Origin of the sequence: Legionella drancourtii LLAP12, from assembly GCF_000162755.2 — a bacterium.
Classification (GTDB): Bacteria; Pseudomonadota; Gammaproteobacteria; order Legionellales; family Legionellaceae; genus Legionella; species Legionella drancourtii.
Genome location: NZ_JH413843.1, coordinates 68,170 through 85,982, shown reverse-complemented (window position 1 = coordinate 85,982; position 17,813 = coordinate 68,170). Strand labels below are relative to the sequence as shown.

Genomic DNA, 17,813 nt, shown 5'->3' with positions numbered 1-17,813 from the left:
TAAGATTTCCAGATCCTTGGATAAGCAGCGAAGTGGGCATGGATTTTTATTTGTGCTTAGCTGTTAAGGCTCACGTGTGGACCTGTTTTGTTGTTATCATCCACTGAATTACATCAACATCCTTGAGAAAACGATATGACTCGATTAATAAAAAAATATAAGAATCGCCGACTTTATGATACGGAAACAAGCCAATACATTACTATTGAGCAATTACAGCACTATGTAGTGGATGGGGTAAAATTCAAAGTCGAAGATTCAAACACCGGCAAAGATCTGACAAACTCTATTTTGTTGCAAATCATTGTTGAAATGGAGGCAGGAGCGACGCAATTTTTATCGGCGGACATTTTGCGACAAATTATTTCTTTAGCAAATCATCCGATGCAGGCTTCATTAAAAACGATGATGGAGCAAATGTTCCAGGTCATGGAGAAACCTTTACAAAATAATCCTTATGCTAAAGCAACGGAAACGTGGAATCAGCAAATGCAACAAATGATGCAGCAGTGGCAGAGTATATTTAAAAAATAAAAAACATGGTGCAATGCAAAAAATAATTCTCTATCTCATTGACAGAACGGGTTCCTATGTACTAATATTAAATTGTGCAATGCAACATAGTGGAGAATATCATGAACCAACATAATTTTGAAAAATGGAGCGAAGTGGCTAAAAAATTGCAAGAGCCTTTTCAAGCCATCGCTGAATTGAACGTTAAAACGCTGCAAGGTATTACTTATATTAAACCAGAAGAACTTGCGAGCATAAAAAAACCCGAAGAATTATTAGAAAAGCAAATTAATCTGGCTGTTGAAAATGGCCACAAAGCATTAGATTACATGCAAAAATCTTTTCAAATTTTTGAAAAAGCAATGTTAAGTCTGGTTGAAGAAGCTAAAAAAGCTTCTGATAAGAAATAATTAATACTACTTAATTTGAAAAGCCGTTTCATCAATGAGGAAAACGGCTTTTTTATTTTATAGAGATTGCTTTATTAATGTGAGTTATTAAGCAAAAAATCCCTGTTTTTTATGCGCACCGGGTGAATAAAAAAACACAGAGAACACAACCATACGGTTCGATAGATATAACGCTCAAAATCCCCTTGTTTATGGATAACGATAAGTCACTATGATATAATTTAACTCATATTGGTTCTTGTGAGATTTCTCTATGCTAAAAACAGTACAAATTAGCTCTATTGACTCATTATCTTTTATTGAGCAATTACAAAAACTCATAGAACAGGCCAAAGCAAAATTGCATTTAGTCGTGCATCCTCTTCTTGGAGAGGAAGAATGGGCGCAATTTGCCGAATTCATTACCAGCCAAAAACCATTCTCGATTCAGAAACTATCTTTACAAATAGATCAGGTCACGCTGAACAATCCTCATTTTTTAGAATGCATTAAACGGTTGAATGCTACATCTTTAGCCAGTTTGGAATTAATTTTTTCTGATGAAGAGTTAGCGCAGTCTGCGGCAAAAATTACTAGGGAGTTGACGGAACATGTAGCGCCTTTAGTAAGCTATCCTGTGCACGTGAACCAAGCCGACAAATTAACATTAGATAAATTTCAGCGACAGGTGATTGCGGCAATTCAAAAAAGACATAATGAACAAACAGATAAGGATTCAACTCAGGAGGATAATTCGACCAGCATTAGAAAAAGAACATTAGATCCTAAAGATCCACTGGCCAAAAAGATACGACTCAAAGAATTAATAGCGCACAATCAATTACATGATAAGAATCGAGGGCAATACATCGATGTGGAAGTAGAATATGTGGAGACAGTAGAACAACAGAGCGCTCAAGAAGAGGTGATTGAGGTTCACGCCGAGGTTCAATTAAATGAAATACAACCGTATTTAGGGCAATTAATCGATTTTGCTAAATTTGAAGAACCCATTTATAAAAATAAAGTGGAAGAAGTAACAGGCAGTGCATCTCGGACTAATTATTTATATTCTATCTTAAAGCAGGAATTGTTTGCCAATTTGCCACAAGCCATTAAATACATTTCACCACTTGCCGCAGAACAGTTTGCAGCTAATTTACCCGCTTTGCTTTCTTTGAATAAGGACAATTTACCGCATGGTTTTCTATTAAAGCAAACGAATCTGGGGGAGCTGGTTTTAGATTACGATCCGTACTTGGAAAATGAGAAAGCGAATCCATTTACACCCGCCGGAGAAGTTCCTGAACTTGCCGCAAAGCCTATTTATAACATCGAGCTTGCTGAGCATGATGTGGAGCAATGGATAAATAATCCCATAATGTTTGCCAGTTTGTGTAGTCATCATCCCTATAATACCCCGGAACAGTTAAGCAATCTGTGGATTAAGTACGGTCATGAAGGGGTACGTTCTTTCTTCCAGAACTTAAACGAGCATACCGCCGTCGTGCCAGGCTTAGCAGAGTTTATGTTCATTCACTACGTTTTACCTTTACCGCAGTGGGATCACCTTTATAAAAACAAATCTTTTTTTAATAGCCTGCAACGGATTAGTCATTATGAAGAGAATAAATTAGCGTGTTTTCAACGATTTATTCAAGATGCGGGTTCTTCTCATCATGATTTGCATCAAACAGTAGCTGCATTTGAAGTGTTTTGGAGTGAATTAAATCTGTTGTGCACGGAGAACAAAGTTGCTCGCGATGCATTTGATCAGGCGAATTGGACTACTCCTGGGGGGGGAAACCCTGTGGTGTATATGGAGCGTCTGTTGACTGTACTTAAAAATGCGCGTGACCTGCACGATCAATTTAAAGGGTTGCATCAGCTGTCCTTAAGCAATTATGGTGCTTACTATGCATCTAAATATGAAGGCTTTAAATCAGTTTCAGCCGTAATGAAATTGGAGTATGACGTTGAGGCACAAAAACAACGTGCATTTAATAAAAATTTTCATTTATACCAAGTAGATTTGGATTCGCTTTATAATGTAATTACTCAAGGAGCTATATATAAAGAACATGCTCGATGGGCTAGTCGCCTTGCAAAATTCTACTGGTTAATTAATTGTGCTGAGGAACTGCCCCAACCCCTGGATTTAAAACAGTTGCAAAATGCAGGACTTGCGATTCCTTTTACTGAAAAAGATTTTATCCCACCCTACAAGTTTTATTTTGTGGGTGAGGATGAACGTTTAAGTTTGCTCTTGGATGAAAAACCCCCTTTCGTACAAACCGATGATTGCTATGCCTTAGGTTATCGCTTTATCGGCTTACAAGCATCGGGCATTACGGTTAGCTCATTTTGCGAGCAGGTCGAGCAATATATGATGCACATTTTTGGGGGGTACTCTTTCGCCTCTCAACTATTAGGCACATTATTCTTTGTATCTCATGAACGCTATGCGGGTACGCCATTAACCAAGATTTTATCCTCATTAAATCATGCGAGCGTGCATCATGAAGTAATTGATAGTGCGCTGGCTTTGTTAAAACAATTATATACGCTTGATATTAAATTAAATGAAGTCGAAGGATTCATCCTTTTTGAATCAATTGCCGGGATGAATTCTGCTGAATTTGAGGGTTTGGGTCTTGATAAGGAAGAGTGCATTAAAAAACTGCTGCATCAACTACAGCAGAATAAATTTGCAACGTTCAAACTGTTTGATTTTCGTGCCAAAGGAGGGAGTAGTCCAAAATGGCCATTTCTTTATGCCTTGGATACGGCCGAGTTTTTGGCGCAAGATCCGCTGGTCGCTGCGGTTTATCATGATGATTTATTGCTCTTTTCAGGACTAATAAACAGCGAGAGTAAAGACGTTTATTTTCATGCTCGCAAGGAGCCACAAGTATTGGCTAACTTAGAGAAAGTAAAAGGTTATTTACATCAGGCGGCAATGGAAGAAAAACCCAATAATCTGCACTATGCAGTACAGATAATGCTGCATAGTCAATCCATTTTTTCTTATGCGCAATTTCTTAAAGTTTGCGGCGAGATTAATGCCTTATCTACGTTTGATAATAAAGCGGTAGATAAACTATTAAATGCGAATGGTTTTCGTGCTGGGGCCCAATTACCGGAAGTATTTAATAAAGATAATGCAGATATTAAGGCCTTAATGATTCAGTTAATCATTCGACTTGACTGCATTAAAACGGCAACGCCACATTATGAACGTCATACGTTATCACCGCTTTATCACGAATTAACTTCGCGGTCGATTACTGAGTTACAAGTGCAATTACAAGGGTTATGGAATGACGTTGGGGTTTTAGCTTCTGTAGTGGAGCGATTATTTTTTAGCAAAGCATTAAAAACGCTGAAAGACATATTATTAACGGATGCTTTTAGTAATAGCGCCAGTGATTTAGTAAGGGGGATTGGGCAACGAATCAGGGATTTGCCTGATTTTCAAGATCATGGCGATTTTGACAAAGTAAACCGGATGAATAATGAGGCGCAAACAATCGCTCTTTTAGTAAAACACCTTGTGCAAAATCCCTTTGTTATTGAGCATGAAAAGGAGTTTATTGCTACTTTTGAGCGCATGGATTTTTCTAAAATTGATTATGAAACCTTATTTGCGCTATTGACTTTACTAACCACGATGCCGCAAAAAAATTACCTGATTTTGCTCAATACGCTGTTTGCTGATGTGCGCTTTATGAGTAAAAAAGCATTTGTTCTGGAGTTGATAGGTCATTTATCGTGCTTAAATGCCAGTTATTTCCCGGTGGAATATCTTGATGTCTTTACGAAAATGCTGATTGCAAACCCTGATGCCAAAGATTGGACTCAGGTGCGGCTGAATATGATTCGCGTTTATGAAAAAGATAATAAAGATCCGTTACTTGAAATGATTATGTCCAGTACCGCAATGTCTTCCGCGCAAATCTGTGATGTCCTTAATGTGACGGAAGAGGTCACTAACTATCGTGAGGAGTTTAGTCAATTACTCACAGGCTTAGTTGCTGAAAATAAATTAAATGCGGTATTAGCGCAATTAAAGACGACCACGGCTGATGCTCGAGTGCTGATCCTTGAAATCATTAGTAAAGGTCATGTGCTGAATCAAACTAATGCCTTAAATAAACCGAGCGTTGATTACAAAGATTTGCTTACTGAATTAGCGGCCTTGTCGCCGGAAAATCTAGCACATTTACATGCTTTTTATGAATCTACCCCCATAAGTTCCGATTGTTTATTCAACGCCTTAAAAAATCCGCAGCGGCCCCGCGAATTTATGGCTTTTCTACTGGATTTTGAAAAAACACCTTTTGGCGAGCGCAATTTTGATGCGCAATTTTCCATAGCTGAAGTAGAGCGGGTGATTAACCAAGGCAAAGATTTATTGAATGATAGTGCTTATACTTATCAATATCGCAAGCAATTAATGGAAGCTTTTTTGTTTGTGAATGAAATTGGTAAAAGTTTACCTGTTTATCACAATAAGGCGGCTAAAGATTTAACCAATGCGGAAATTAGCGCCTTATTTATTGATATTAAACAAGGCGGGTTTGCTGATTTAACGCCATTTCAAAGGCGCTTATTGGCTTTAGGGCTTATGCGTGAAGCGATGTATCGCAGTACCGGTGAATTTCCTTATTCTACGCAAATAATCACCTTAATCGATGGTCTCATGCATCAAGGTGATTTCATTTCTAATATTGATACCGGACAAGGTAAAAGTTTGATTGACTCGATGAAGGCGGCTTTATTATGGCTTGACTCCGATCGTGTTGATTTAACTACTTCTTCGCTGGTTGATGCAAAACGAGATATTGTGGGCTATGGGCCGTTCTTAAAATTATTGGGTATTCCTTATTCGGAAACCGCAATCAATTCAGCATTGGCTCCCCAAGCATTTAAAACAAATGGTATTAATTTTAGTACGTTTGCGCAGCTGTCCTTGTTTTTCGCCAAAGCTAAAGTTATGGGAGTACCATTAGAGACACCAGCGACACAGGTTTCTCTTGTAACGAATGAATCGGATTACGCTGTTTTAGATGATCGTATTATCTATCGTTTTGCCACAGCAGATGGCTCGGGCGTAGGTTATGGGCAAGAATGGGTTTATAAAGTGATTAATGATTTTGTCACGCAACCTGGTTATCGTGAGAATAATAAAACGACTGCAGGGGAAGATGTTGATGATTTAAAAGCTTATTTAATCGCGCAAGGCAATGCATTAAAAAAATCCACCAAAATTGTAGATAAGTTTAGTGACGCGCAGTATTTATCTTGGCTAGAAGCGGCACTTACGGTGAATTACGTATTGAAAGAAAATGAAGATTACGTGATTCCTGATGAGTTTGAGAAAAAAACAATTAATGGCGTTGAATTGCGTTCCCGAGTAGTAAAAATCTTGATGCACGATGGTAATGTCAGCGCGGATTCAACTTTTGGTAACGGTATGCAGCAATTGCTTTATGCACGTTTGAATAAGGAACGTGGTAGTGCCGATTTTGTCATTGAGCCACAAAACAAAACAATTTTGTCTGCAAATAATAAAAATTTAATGGATTATTATCTGGCGAAAAAAGGTTTCATTTGGGGGTCTTCTGGAACGGTAGGTTCGCCTGCCGAAATTGAGGAGCAACATGCAAAATATGGCTTTGAATTTGGCAAGGCTGAGCCGCATCAGAAGAATAAGGTGAAATTCAATACCCCTGAGTTTTTTGCGGATGAAGAGGCGCAATTTAAGGCTTTGATTCGTCAGTTAACCAGGTCTAATCCTAGTGATAATCGTTCGCCCAGCATTGTATTTTGTAAGGATATTAATACGGCAACAAAATTATTTAATCGATTAAAACAAAATAATGGCAAGGGTTTTCCGTTGCAGCTTTATACCGGCTTAGGTAGAGAAGAGCAGTTTATCAACAATGCCAAAAAACCTGGAATGATTACGATTACCTCGGCATTAGGGCGTAATACGGACATTCATTACAATAAAATTCATGGTTTGCATGTTTGGCATACTTATGTGGATTCAATTCGTGGCACTGGGCAAAAAAGTGGGCGCACAGGAAGACAAGGGTCTGCGGGTGAGGTGCATTATTTATTTAATAGCAAGGAGCTAGGCAGTAAAAGTGTGGCACAAATTCGCGCGCAAATTGACGCGAACGCCGCACGTGAACGCAGCATCAATGAAGAGCTTTATAATGTACTGGGTTATTTATTGCGTCAAATTGATGCGATACCAGTGGAGCATTTTACGCAAGGTAAAAACGCTTTCTTAAGAGAATCTTGGTCGCAATTTAGTACGACGATAGAAACACGCTTCCAAGAGAGTCGTCATGAAGCGGCTTATAATAAAGACGAATTTGTGCAAGAAACTTTAGCGGATTTTAATCACATGATGAATGTGGCGTTGAATGTTCCTGTTGCAGAAATGCCGCTAAGTTCAGTACTTCGTGTCTTAGAACAAAAGCAGCCAATGAAGACAACTTATCGACCTTTCACGGAGGCAGTAAAAATAAGGGATTGTACACCACCGATTGCTATTGCTTATCATCTATTGCAGGTTCATGAAACCGATGCGACACCTGAAGAGACGAAGCAGGGTATTAAGGCTAAATTAAGTAAATTATTTGCGCAATTGGGCCGCAATAACTTTACCGCTGAAAGCACGAACTATTTGCGCTACTTGGTCGCGAATCCTAGTACAAAAGCTGTGATTGTTGCCGCTCATAAAGAATTTTTAAGTGAATACTTGCAGCATCATTCGCAAAAATTAAATGTAGTCCAACGCTGGCTTGGTTATGAAGGTAAACTTAATAAAATAGCCCGTAATCAACACTACTTGTTAATGTTCCATGCCTTTGCCAGCATCCCTAATCAGTCGACCGTGGAATTGGCTACGATTAAAAACACAGTTACTACGTTGTTGGATGAGTACCTTGAAACCTGTTGGTTTATTAATAAAGAGCGCAAAAATTGGGCTTTAGCACTCAAAGAACAAATCAATAATGCCAATGATGTGGATGCCATTATTAGTTTGTTGGCTCAGAGTCAAATTGCGGTGGCAAAGGCGGATATTAAGAGAAATGAAACTTCGTTAAAGCCAATTCATTTTTTTGGTGAAAGTCGTTTTCAAAAAATATTGAGTCGGGCCACGGAACTAGCTGCTTCTTTAAGTGCCAAAACAGATATTCCTGAATTAATCAACGGTTTAACACCATTGGCGTCTCAAGTCACAGATAATATTCCGTTGACTGCGTTAACTGTGGATGAGTTAAAAGAGCGCGCTTCTGCTAAAAAGAAGGATAGGGCAAATGCGGCGGTAACTCTATCTGCTCTTGAACAGGCCATGAATATAAAAAATCGTCAAGGCCCAACTGGAATGATTGGTAGAAAAGGTTTTTTTAATTCGATACAAGAAGAACCCACATCTATAGATGAGAAGAAGGATACGGATAGTGAGCCTTTTGTAAAATTTTAGATGCCTGCTGGGCTGCGTGTCAGAAAAGGCTTTTTTAGTTTCTGGCAAGAGGATACAATGCCTATCTAGTCCTCTCTTATTAATGAGATGGGGAATTTCAATTGAGGTAGGTTTATTCTATTGCTGACATCATCTCAGTACAGGGGCACTAAGTGATCATTTTTCGTTATTTAGCCAGAGAAGTGTTTGTCACTTTGATTGCGCTAACGTCCATCTTGGTCTTAATTTTTTTGAGTAATCAATTAATTCAATATTTAAACAGGGCTGCTTCGGGCACTATTCCTGGGGTAATTATTATGAAATTAATGATGCTTGAATTGCCTACATTACTCAGTTTACTGGTTCCTTTAGGTTTTTATATTGCGATGCTGGTCGCTTATGGCCGTTTATATGCTGAAAGTGAAATGACTGTATTACGGGCTTGTGGTTATGGGCCAAACCAATTGTTGCAGCACAGTTTTATTATGGCAATAGGTGTCGCGCTCATTGTCGCCGCGGTAATGATCTGGGCTAGCCCTTACATCTATATTGAGCGTGCTAAATTATTACGTACTACGGGAATTCAAACTTTGGTGCAAACCATTATGCCTGGACGATTTCATGCCGCTCATAATGGCCAGGAAGTATTTTATGTGCAATCAATGAGTCGTGATCACAGTAAGGCCGAACACGTTTTTTTAGCCAAGCGCAGCAAGGAAAAGAATAAAATGCGCTGGGATGTGCTGTGGGCGGATAAGGCTTTTGCAGAAACTGATGCCAAAACAGGTGAGGACTATATTATCTTGCAAGATGGTAAAGAATATCAGGGAACCCCTGGGCATGCAGATTATCAAATTTCTGAGTTTGGCGAATATAAGGCACGGTTACCCCACCCGATTGTGAAAATCAATGATGATTTACGCACATTCAGTACGGCGAGTTTATGGCCTTTAAATAATGCGGATCCAGGCAAGGCAGCGGAACTGCAATGGCGTTTATCAGTTCCTATTATGGTGCTTACTTTGACTTTAGTGGCGGTACCTTTGAGCAGGATTAATTCACGTTCGGGTAAGTATGCCAAATTATTTCCGGCAATTATTATTTATATCTTATATGCGAATTTAATGTTTATTGGACGTGATGCAATTGTCTCGGGAAAGATTCCACAGTGGCTTGGTTTATGGTGGATTCATTTTCTCGTAGTTGCTTTAGGTCTGTTCTTAATCTGGCGTAATCAGGTGAAGTTGGCATGAGAATATTAGATCGTTATATTGCAAAAACAGTTCTAACTTCCATTGGCTTAGTTACCTTAATGTTGGTGGGATTGCAGATTTTATTTTATTTGTTCGATCAACTTGGCGATTTGGGAAAACTTGATTATGGGATCACGCAAGCTGCTTTTTTTGTCTTAATGCAAATGCCTTACCAAGTCTATTTATTTTTTCCCATGGCGAGCTTGCTTGGTTGTTTGATTGGTCTGGGGGCGATGGCCAATCATAGTGAATTAGTGGTAATGCGTGCTTCGGGTATGTCGATATTGCAAATAACTGGGGCGGTTTTAAAAGCTTCCGTGCTGTTAATTTTTCTAGTTACGGTATTGGGTGAAACCGTTGTCCCATATTTATCTCATTATGCAAACGATTATAAAACTGCCTCCGTTAGCGGGGGGCAGACGATACGTACCGCCAAAGGCTTTTGGTTACGTCATGGGAATGATTTTATCTCGGTAGGACGCATTCTTCCAAATAATGTATTGCAGAATATTTATCAGTTTCGTTTTGATGAGCAACATCATTTAAAACTTGCCCGTCTTATTCGTGAAGCCAAATATAGCGAGCAAGGTTGGGTTGCTTATAATGTTCAGCAAACTGAATTTGTCGTGGATCATACACGCGCGCAGACTTTTGCAACACTTCCTTGGGATGTGCCGGTGAAGCCAAAAATCCTCAACATCAGTAGTATTGAACCGGATGAAATGACTTTGCATGAGTTAAATCGTTATATTCGTGAGCAAAAGCGCAGCCATCAAAATGTACATAATTATCAATTTGCTTTTTTACAACGTATTATTCAGCCTTTTACCACGATGGTCATGATGGTGTTGGCCATTCCTTTTATTTTTGGTCCTTTGCGCTCGTCCACTATGGGCTCAAAATTGTTAGTTGGGGCCGCAGTTGGTTTTGGCTTTCATATTTTAAGTCGCTTTTTTGGGCCAGTCAGTAGCGTTTTTCAGTTACCGGCAGGATTGGCTGCCTTAGGGCCAACGTTTCTTTTTGCCCTATTAGGGCTGTATTTAATGCGAAGAGTACGCTAAAGCTGAGCCCCCAACTCCCTTATCCCCTTGGGTGATGGTGCATGTAAAGGCTGATGAGGGGGAGCATTTGATAATTTCATATTTAGATGGGGGGCGTGTTTTGTTATGCTACCTGGCCAGCTGCCCAGCCAGAGGACCAGGCCCATTGAAAATTGTAGCCGCCTAGCCAACCGGTTACGTCTAATGCTTCACCGATAAAATACAGTCCTGGAACCTCATTCGTTTCCATTGTTTTTGAGGAAACTGCATTGCAATCAACACCGCCAATGGTTACTTCAGCCGTTCGGTATCCTTCTGTACCATTCGGCTTCACCAACCAGGAGTTAATTTGTTTCGCAATCATTTCCAAATCACGGTTTGCCAGATCTGCTAATTTCTTTTCTGCTAACTCTTGAGGAATAAAGATTTCGACAACGCGTTTGGGTAAGTAGTTAGACAGTATTGAGTTTAATTGTTTTTGTGGCTTATTTATCCGCGCAGCTTTTAATGTATCAAAAAGATTAATTTCAGGAAGCAAATTGATGCAAATGCGTTCTCCTACATGCCAATAAGAAGACAATTGCAAAATAGCTGGGCCACTTAAGCCGCGATGAGTAAATAAGATATTTTCACGAAACTCAATGCGCTCATTGTTGACGATGCTGTCAATGCCAATACCCGACAGGAGGGCGATTTTTTCTTTTTCCATTGCATCAAGGGTTAAGGGAACAAGGCCGGCACGTGTGGGCCATACCTTAATATCAAATTGTTCGGCAACTTTATAGGCAAAAGGGCTAGCTCCCATCGTGGGAATCGATAGACCACCACTAGCAATGACTAGAGATTGGCAATGAAATTTGCCTTTATTGGTATGCAGTTTGAAGCCTTGTTCATGTTGAATTTTGTCAATGCTGGTGTGTAGCTGAATGGTGGCCCCAGTTTTATCACATTCTTTGAGGAGCATGTCGACAATGTCTTTGGATTTATTGTCACAAAATAATTGGCCAAGTGTTTTTTCATGAAATGGAATCGCATGTCGTTTAACCAGTTCAATAAAATCCCATTGCGTGTAGCGGGTTAAGGCTGATTTAAAAAAATGCGGATTATGGGAATTGTATTTTTCAGGTTCAATATAATAATTGGTAAAATTACAACGACCACCGCCAGACATTAAAATTTTCTTGCCAACCTTATTGGCATGATCTAAGACCATTACCTTACGATGACGTTTGCTGGCTTCAATAGCGCACATCAGGCCGGCGGCGCCTGCTCCAATAATAATGACATCTACTTCTTCCATATTTAGGATACAACTTGTTGCAACTTCATCGAGTGTGTAAGGGTATCATGAGGAGGTAGGTAATTCAAAATCAAAATTGGAGACTTTATGTATTTATTATTCTTCGATTGCTCTTGCTGTAATTTTTTAATACAATAATGGCCTTGTTAACCGAAAAAAAGCTCTTGTTTTAGTTAAGGTTTTCTGATGATCGAATTTGAGTTTGTACTATTAGTTTCAGCGATTCTATTCCCAGTTATTATTACATATGTCGTGCAAAAATTTTTTGAACGAAATACGGCTTTTCGCAATCGTGTAGAGGTATTTTTGCTGGATGAGTGGGCTATCGATCCGGTTGATCGGCATTTAGACGAGTGGGATACCGAACTCTTGGCGTACGACACTTCGGAGCAACGACGTATGACGGCCGAAAATTTTTCCCAATTGCAGCAGCATAATAAAAAAATTATGGGGGAGGACGCATTATTAGGCAAGCGTAAATTGCGCGAAATAAGATATTTACTCCGACAATTTGCTGAGTCGAATGCAACTATCCAGCCCGAGCTTAAAGCACTGTGCAAGAAATTCGCGGAGCAATATGAACAATATGCAAGTTTGTTTAAAAAATTGCAAATAGTGCGATCGGCATTGATGACAGGGAGGAATGAACTGATTGATGATCAGCTCATCATTATGGTTCCTGTTGAGAACCCTATTTTAGTGGTGAAACAATATTTACAGGACAAACACTGGTATGTCGTACCAACTTCCAGTCAGATCACGGATAAAGACTCTTTGCTTAGTTGGTTAGTGCTTAGATCAATACATCCACTTCATAAAGACAACTTTTTAAAACCTAAACCTTATAATAATTTGCCTACTCGCTATGTCTGGCATGAACTTACTCAAGACTACTGTTTGGCTCAAGAGTTAGTCGAAAAAGCGGCTATTTTACGAGCTCAGGCGAAGACATTAGGTAATGCATGGCACGAAATAAAGAAAAATCAGCCCAAGCTATCCCAGACGCCTCAATCTTTTTTTGCTGCTACTGATAACGAACTTCCAAGGATGAATGACGCCTTTAGAACCGCTATCAATAACGCTGCATTTTCAGGCTAATTGAACTTATTAAAATTTGCACAGCTATTTTTTCAGAAAACAATTACTCTATTTCTAAAGGAAGTTCTATTTTTCTATGCCAAATAACTTGTGCTATTTGTGCTACCTCGCAATTTAAGAGGCAGGCTACTGGGGAATTAGTATCTAAATTAGTACTGATTAAATTAAAGCGGCCTTCTTCAGAACCGGGTCTTAGCTTTCTTACCACGGTTTCACCGGTGACTAGTTTAATGATACAAAAAGTACCAATGTAACGTTCTGCATAATCTACAGGAACTAGTTTCCCGCCAACATAATCACCAACACTATAAAAGGGAAGCATGGTGTCATCTGTAATTACCGTGATAATTGGATTTTTGTTTTCTGTTTCAAAAAAATTAATTTCTCTAAGAATGGCATCTTTTTCTGCAATTGTGCTCATTGAGAATTTGTTAATCGGTCTTGGTGGTAATCCTTCGCCATTCAAAAACCATTCAGGAGATGTAGCAAGCCCACAATCAAATAGGGTTTGTACGTATTTGACCATGCTTTTTTTGGGTACAGGGTACCTTCCATCTTCCCAGGCTTGGAGGGTTGCTGCAGAAAAACCACATTTATCTGCAAACTCTCTTCTGGAAAAACCTAATTGCATCCTTACACTCTTAAGGCGTTCCCCCACTATTTTATAAATTTCTCTGTTCAATCCAATTCTAATATAACATAGACGGAATATTAAATTTCTGGATAAGAAAAAGAATCTTTTCTTTGAATTTAATATTTTCCATCAATATACGTAATCTATTTTAATAAGAGATCTGACGATGTCAATTCCTTTAAAAAAAAGATTGCATGAAGATAAGGCTGCTTTCTAAGTATAGCCGATTTTCCCAAATTGCAAGCAGTCTGTATTATATTTAATTTTATTCATGATTGGAATTAATTTTTTAGAGTAAAACAATATTTTATTCGGTTAAAATATTAAATTTTAATATTTATTTTTTATTAATAGTATTAAAATGATTTGTTTTTGACTATTGAGAAATATTGAACGTTTCCCTAATATAAATTTATGCTTTGAAAGTGGCATTTCAGAGGATAGTCACTAATAATTTATAATGAAGGTATCTGAATCTACATTAGGGTGAGCATCATGAATGAATTAGACATCTTGAAATTATTTTATGATGAAATGAAAGTGCGTGGTGTTACTCGGGATCAGGTATTTTTATCGATTGAAGAAGATGCAGCGGCAATGCTCACGCATAAGTTGAATGTTCCTGTTTCTCTAGAGACTGCGCAGAAATTTACCGATATTTGTATTGCTAATGAATGGTTGGAACGTACTACAGCCGATCCCAATTATAAATATTTATCATTAACAGAAGCGGGTTTGCAAATAGTTTTAGCGAATGAATACAGCTAATTATTCAAAGATCATCAATCAAAGGTATAAACTTTAAGCAAAAGCCGGTAAAATAGGTCACTTTATTTTTTTTGTTGTTGCCATGCCAAAACGAACTGATATTAAATCCATATTGATACTTGGAGCAGGGCCTATCATCATTGGGCAAGCCTGTGAATTTGATTATTCTGGTACTCAAGCAGTGCGTGCGCTGAGAGAAGAAGGGTACCGTGTAATATTAGTTAACTCTAATCCCGCAACCATTATGACCGATCCCGAACTTGCCGATGCAACATACATTGAACCGGTTTGCTGGAAAGAGGTTGCGCGTATTATTGAAATTGAGCGTCCTGATGCCTTGTTGCCTACTATGGGTGGCCAAACTGCATTGAACTGCGCTTTGGATTTGGTTCGGGAAGGTATTTTGGCAAAATATTCAGTTGAGATGATTGGCGCCACACGTGAAGCGATTGATAGGGCAGAAGATCGGGAGAAATTTCGCCAATTGATGATTCAAATTGGTTTGGACATGCCGCGTTCGGCCATTGCCCATAGCATAGAAGAAGCCATTCAGGTACAAGCACGCTTAGGTTATCCAGCTATCATTCGTCCTTCATTCACTATGGGGGGGAGGTGGCGGTGGCATCGCTTATAATCGCGAAGAATTTGAAGAAATATGTACTCGTGGTTTGGAACTATCTCCAACCCATGAATTATTGATTGATGAATCCGTGCTTGGTTGGAAAGAATATGAGATGGAAGTAGTACGCGATAGAAATGATAATTGCATTATTGTCTGTACTATTGAAAACCTTGATCCGATGGGTGTGCATACTGGTGATTCGATTACCGTCGCACCCGCACAGACACTGACTGATAAAGAATACCAACGCATGCGTGATGCTGCGATTAAGGTGTTAAGGGCAGTAGGTGTGGACACTGGTGGCTCTAATGTGCAGTTTGCCATTAATCCTGAAGACGGGCGGATGTTGGTTGTGGAAATGAACCCCAGGGTTTCACGTAGCTCCGCGTTGGCTTCTAAGGCAACAGGTTTTCCGATTGCAAAAATCGCGGCGAAATTGGCGATTGGTTATACACTTGATGAGCTTAAAAATGAAATTACCGGCGGTAAGACCCCCGCCTCATTTGAGCCTAGTATTGATTATGTAGTAACCAAAGTACCCCGATTTAATTTTGATAAATTCCCACAAACTTCAGATACCTTAACCACACAGATGAAATCGGTGGGAGAAGTGATGGCGATTGGCGCTAATTTCCAGGAGTCTTTACAAAAGGCAATTCGTGGTTTGGAGATTGGTCGTTGTGGTTTAAACCCTTTATTTAAAAAGGGTGATTTGGCGCAATTACGTGGTCATTTACGTGAACCGACCCCTGATAGGCTTTGGTATATTGCTGATGCATTTCGTCACAATATTTCGCTTGAAGAAATTCATATGGAAAGCCGTGTCGATCCTTGGTTCCTGGCACAAATTGAAGAGTTAGTACTTATGGAGCGCTCTGTAACAGGCTTATCGATTGAGGCGCTTGAGAAAACAACGTTGCGTTCATTAAAACGTCATGGCTTTGCTGATGCTTATTTAGCACAATTATTCTCGTGCGGTGAAGATGAGGTACGTCTGCGCCGTAAAGAATTAGGGATTGTGCCTGTCTATAAGCGTATTGATTCTTGTGCGGGGGAGTTTCCCAGTGATACGGCGTATATGTATTCTTGTTATGAAAGCAGTTGCGAAGCGCGACCTGAACATGACAAGACAAAAATTATGATCTTAGGTGGCGGTCCTAATCGTATTGGGCAGGGCATTGAATTTGATTATTGCTGTGTGCATGCGGCTATGGCCTTAAGAGAAGAGGGTTGCCAAACGATCATGGTAAATTGCAATCCTGAAACGGTTTCAACAGATTTCGATACCTCAGATCGCCTCTATTTTGAACCAGTAACTTTAGAAGATGTTTTAGCGATTGTTGATGTAGAACAACCTGATGGTGTGATTGTACATTATGGTGGGCAAACGCCATTAAAATTAGCCCGTGCTTTAGAGGCAAATGGCGTTAAAATAATAGGTACTTCTCCAGATGCAATCGATATGGCTGAAGATCGTGAGCGTTTTCAAAAATTAGTGACGGAACTACGTTTGCATCAACCTGATAATGGCACGGTGCGCAGTGAAGAAGAAGCAATTGCCTTGGCCAATAAAATCGGTTATCCGCTTGTCGTGAGGCCTTCTTATGTTTTAGGTGGTCGGGCTATGGAGATCGTGTATCAAGAAGAGGATTTACGTCATTATTTATCTCATGCGGTGGCGGTATCTAATGATTCACCCGTGCTGCTGGATCGCTTCTTGAATGATGCCATTGAAGTCGATATTGATGCAATTTGTGATGGCAAAGAAGTATTGATTGGTGCCGTCATGGAGCATATTGAACAAGCAGGTATTCATTCTGGTGATTCAGCTTGCACTTTACCTCCTTTTAGTCTGAGTGTGGTGGTGCAGCAAGATTTGATGGAACAAATGCGGCAAATGGCGTTAAAATTGGGCGTAGTTGGTTTGATTAATGCGCAATTTGCGATTCAAGCAGATGACATTTATGTGTTGGAAGTAAATCCACGGGCATCAAGAACGGTTCCTTTTGTTTCCAAAGCGACGGGCTTACCTTTAGCAAAAATTGCTGCGCGGTGTAAATTAGGGATTAGTTTAAGAGACCAAGGTTTAAGCCAAAACCATCATATGCCCTCGTTTTACTCCATTAAATTACCGGTTTTCCCCTTTATTAAATTTGCCGGTGTGGATTCTATTCTTGGTCCTGAGATGAAATCAACTGGGGAAGTAATGGGGATTGCCAGACGTTTTGGGCAAGCATATGCTAAAGCGCAATTAGGTGCAGGCTGTAATATTCTAAAGCGACGACGCGCTTTTGTTTCGGTGCGTGATGCGGATAAAACACGCGTAGGTGAAATTGCCAAACGCTTAATTGAATTGGGCTTTGAAATTATCGCTACCCGTGGTACCGCTTTGGCCTTACAAGCGGCAGGAGTTGATTGTCGCCGCGTGTTTAAGGTTGCAGAAGGGCGTCCACATGTTTTGGATTTCATTAAGAATAATGAAATAGATTTTATTGTGAATACTACTGAAGGCAAGCGTGCTATTGCTGATTCTTTTGCCATTAGACGCAATGCATTGCAACACAAGGTTAGTTATACTACGACGCTATCCGGCGCCGAGGCGGCTTGTTTGGCCATGAAATATGAAGACAGAGAGACTGTAACTCGGTTACAGGATTTACATTAACTATTTGGTATCTTGAGTAAGGAGCAGCTTCTTCGCTTACGGGAGAGA

Annotated in this window: 9 protein-coding genes and 1 pseudogene; 8 read left to right on the top strand and 2 right to left on the bottom strand. The window is 39.6% G+C overall.

The annotated features are described in order from the left end of the window. Nucleotides 1–135: 135 nt before the first annotated feature. The 5 genes from LDG_RS13730 to lptG all read left to right on the top strand — a co-directional run bounded on the left by LDG_RS13730 (nucleotide 136) and on the right by lptG (nucleotide 10,699). Nucleotides 136–534, top strand: coding sequence for a polyhydroxyalkanoate synthesis regulator DNA-binding domain-containing protein (locus tag LDG_RS13730; protein WP_006872011.1), 399 nt, complete (start codon nucleotides 136–138; stop codon nucleotides 532–534). A gap of 101 nt (nucleotides 535–635) precedes the next feature. Next, nucleotides 636–923 carry a phasin family protein gene (locus LDG_RS13725; RefSeq protein WP_006872010.1) on the top strand — a complete coding sequence of 96 codons (288 nt, stop codon included), beginning with the start codon at nucleotides 636–638 and terminating at the stop codon, nucleotides 921–923. Nucleotides 924–1,176: 253 nt separating this feature from the next. Continuing rightward, a complete protein-coding gene (locus tag LDG_RS13720) occupies nucleotides 1,177–8,406 on the top strand; it encodes a hypothetical protein (RefSeq protein ID WP_006872009.1) in 7,230 nt (2,409 codons plus the stop codon). Nucleotides 8,407–8,558: 152 nt separating this feature from the next. After that, on the top strand, nucleotides 8,559–9,638 hold the full coding sequence (lptF, locus tag LDG_RS13715) for an LPS export ABC transporter permease LptF (RefSeq protein ID WP_006872008.1): 1,080 nt from the start codon (nucleotides 8,559–8,561) through the stop codon (nucleotides 9,636–9,638). After that, nucleotides 9,635–10,699, top strand: coding sequence for an LPS export ABC transporter permease LptG (gene lptG / locus LDG_RS13710; protein ID WP_006872007.1), 1,065 nt, complete (start codon nucleotides 9,635–9,637; stop codon nucleotides 10,697–10,699). The genes lptF and lptG overlap by 4 nt, the downstream gene beginning before the upstream one ends. A 103-nt stretch (nucleotides 10,700–10,802) precedes the next feature. On the opposite strand, the gene LDG_RS13705 is transcribed toward lptG, so the two are convergent. Further along, a complete protein-coding gene (locus LDG_RS13705) occupies nucleotides 10,803–11,978 on the bottom strand; it encodes a BaiN/RdsA family NAD(P)/FAD-dependent oxidoreductase (RefSeq protein ID WP_006872006.1) in 1,176 nt (391 codons plus the stop codon). A gap of 186 nt (nucleotides 11,979–12,164) precedes the next feature. Between LDG_RS13705 and LDG_RS13700 the strand changes: the two genes are divergently transcribed. Next, nucleotides 12,165–13,076, top strand: a complete 912-nt coding sequence (locus LDG_RS13700; RefSeq protein ID WP_006872005.1) for a hypothetical protein — start codon at nucleotides 12,165–12,167, stop codon at nucleotides 13,074–13,076. Nucleotides 13,077–13,119: 43 nt separating this feature from the next. Here the strand turns inward: LDG_RS13700 and LDG_RS13695 are convergent, their stop codons facing one another. Next, nucleotides 13,120–13,734, bottom strand: coding sequence for a helix-turn-helix domain-containing protein (locus LDG_RS13695; RefSeq protein WP_267878848.1), 615 nt, complete (start codon nucleotides 13,732–13,734; stop codon nucleotides 13,120–13,122). A gap of 471 nt (nucleotides 13,735–14,205) precedes the next feature. Between LDG_RS13695 and LDG_RS13690 the strand changes: the two genes are divergently transcribed. Then, entirely contained in the window at nucleotides 14,206–14,478 is a 273-nt protein-coding gene (locus tag LDG_RS13690) for a hypothetical protein (RefSeq protein WP_006872003.1), read from the top strand. An 82-nt stretch (nucleotides 14,479–14,560) separates the two neighbouring features. Then, nucleotides 14,561–17,765: pseudogene (carB, locus tag LDG_RS13685) on the top strand (carbamoyl-phosphate synthase large subunit). The last annotated feature ends 48 nt before the right edge of the window (nucleotides 17,766–17,813 follow it).

What these genes read in the sequence shown, in the direction of transcription:
- LDG_RS13730 (WP_006872011.1), top strand. Translation starts at nt 136, where the DNA reads ATGACTCGATTAATAAAAAAATATAAGAATCGCCGACTTTATGATACG.
- LDG_RS13725 (WP_006872010.1), top strand. Translation starts at nt 636, where the DNA reads ATGAACCAACATAATTTTGAAAAATGGAGCGAAGTGGCTAAAAAATTG.
- LDG_RS13720 (WP_006872009.1), top strand. Translation starts at nt 1,177, where the DNA reads ATGCTAAAAACAGTACAAATTAGCTCTATTGACTCATTATCTTTTATT.
- lptG (WP_006872007.1), top strand. Translation starts at nt 9,635, where the DNA reads ATGAGAATATTAGATCGTTATATTGCAAAAACAGTTCTAACTTCCATT.
- LDG_RS13705 (WP_006872006.1), bottom strand. Translation starts at nt 11,978, where the DNA reads ATGGAAGAAGTAGATGTCATTATTATTGGAGCAGGCGCCGCCGGCCTG.
- LDG_RS13700 (WP_006872005.1), top strand. Translation starts at nt 12,165, where the DNA reads ATGATCGAATTTGAGTTTGTACTATTAGTTTCAGCGATTCTATTCCCA.
- LDG_RS13690 (WP_006872003.1), top strand. Translation starts at nt 14,206, where the DNA reads ATGAATGAATTAGACATCTTGAAATTATTTTATGATGAAATGAAAGTG.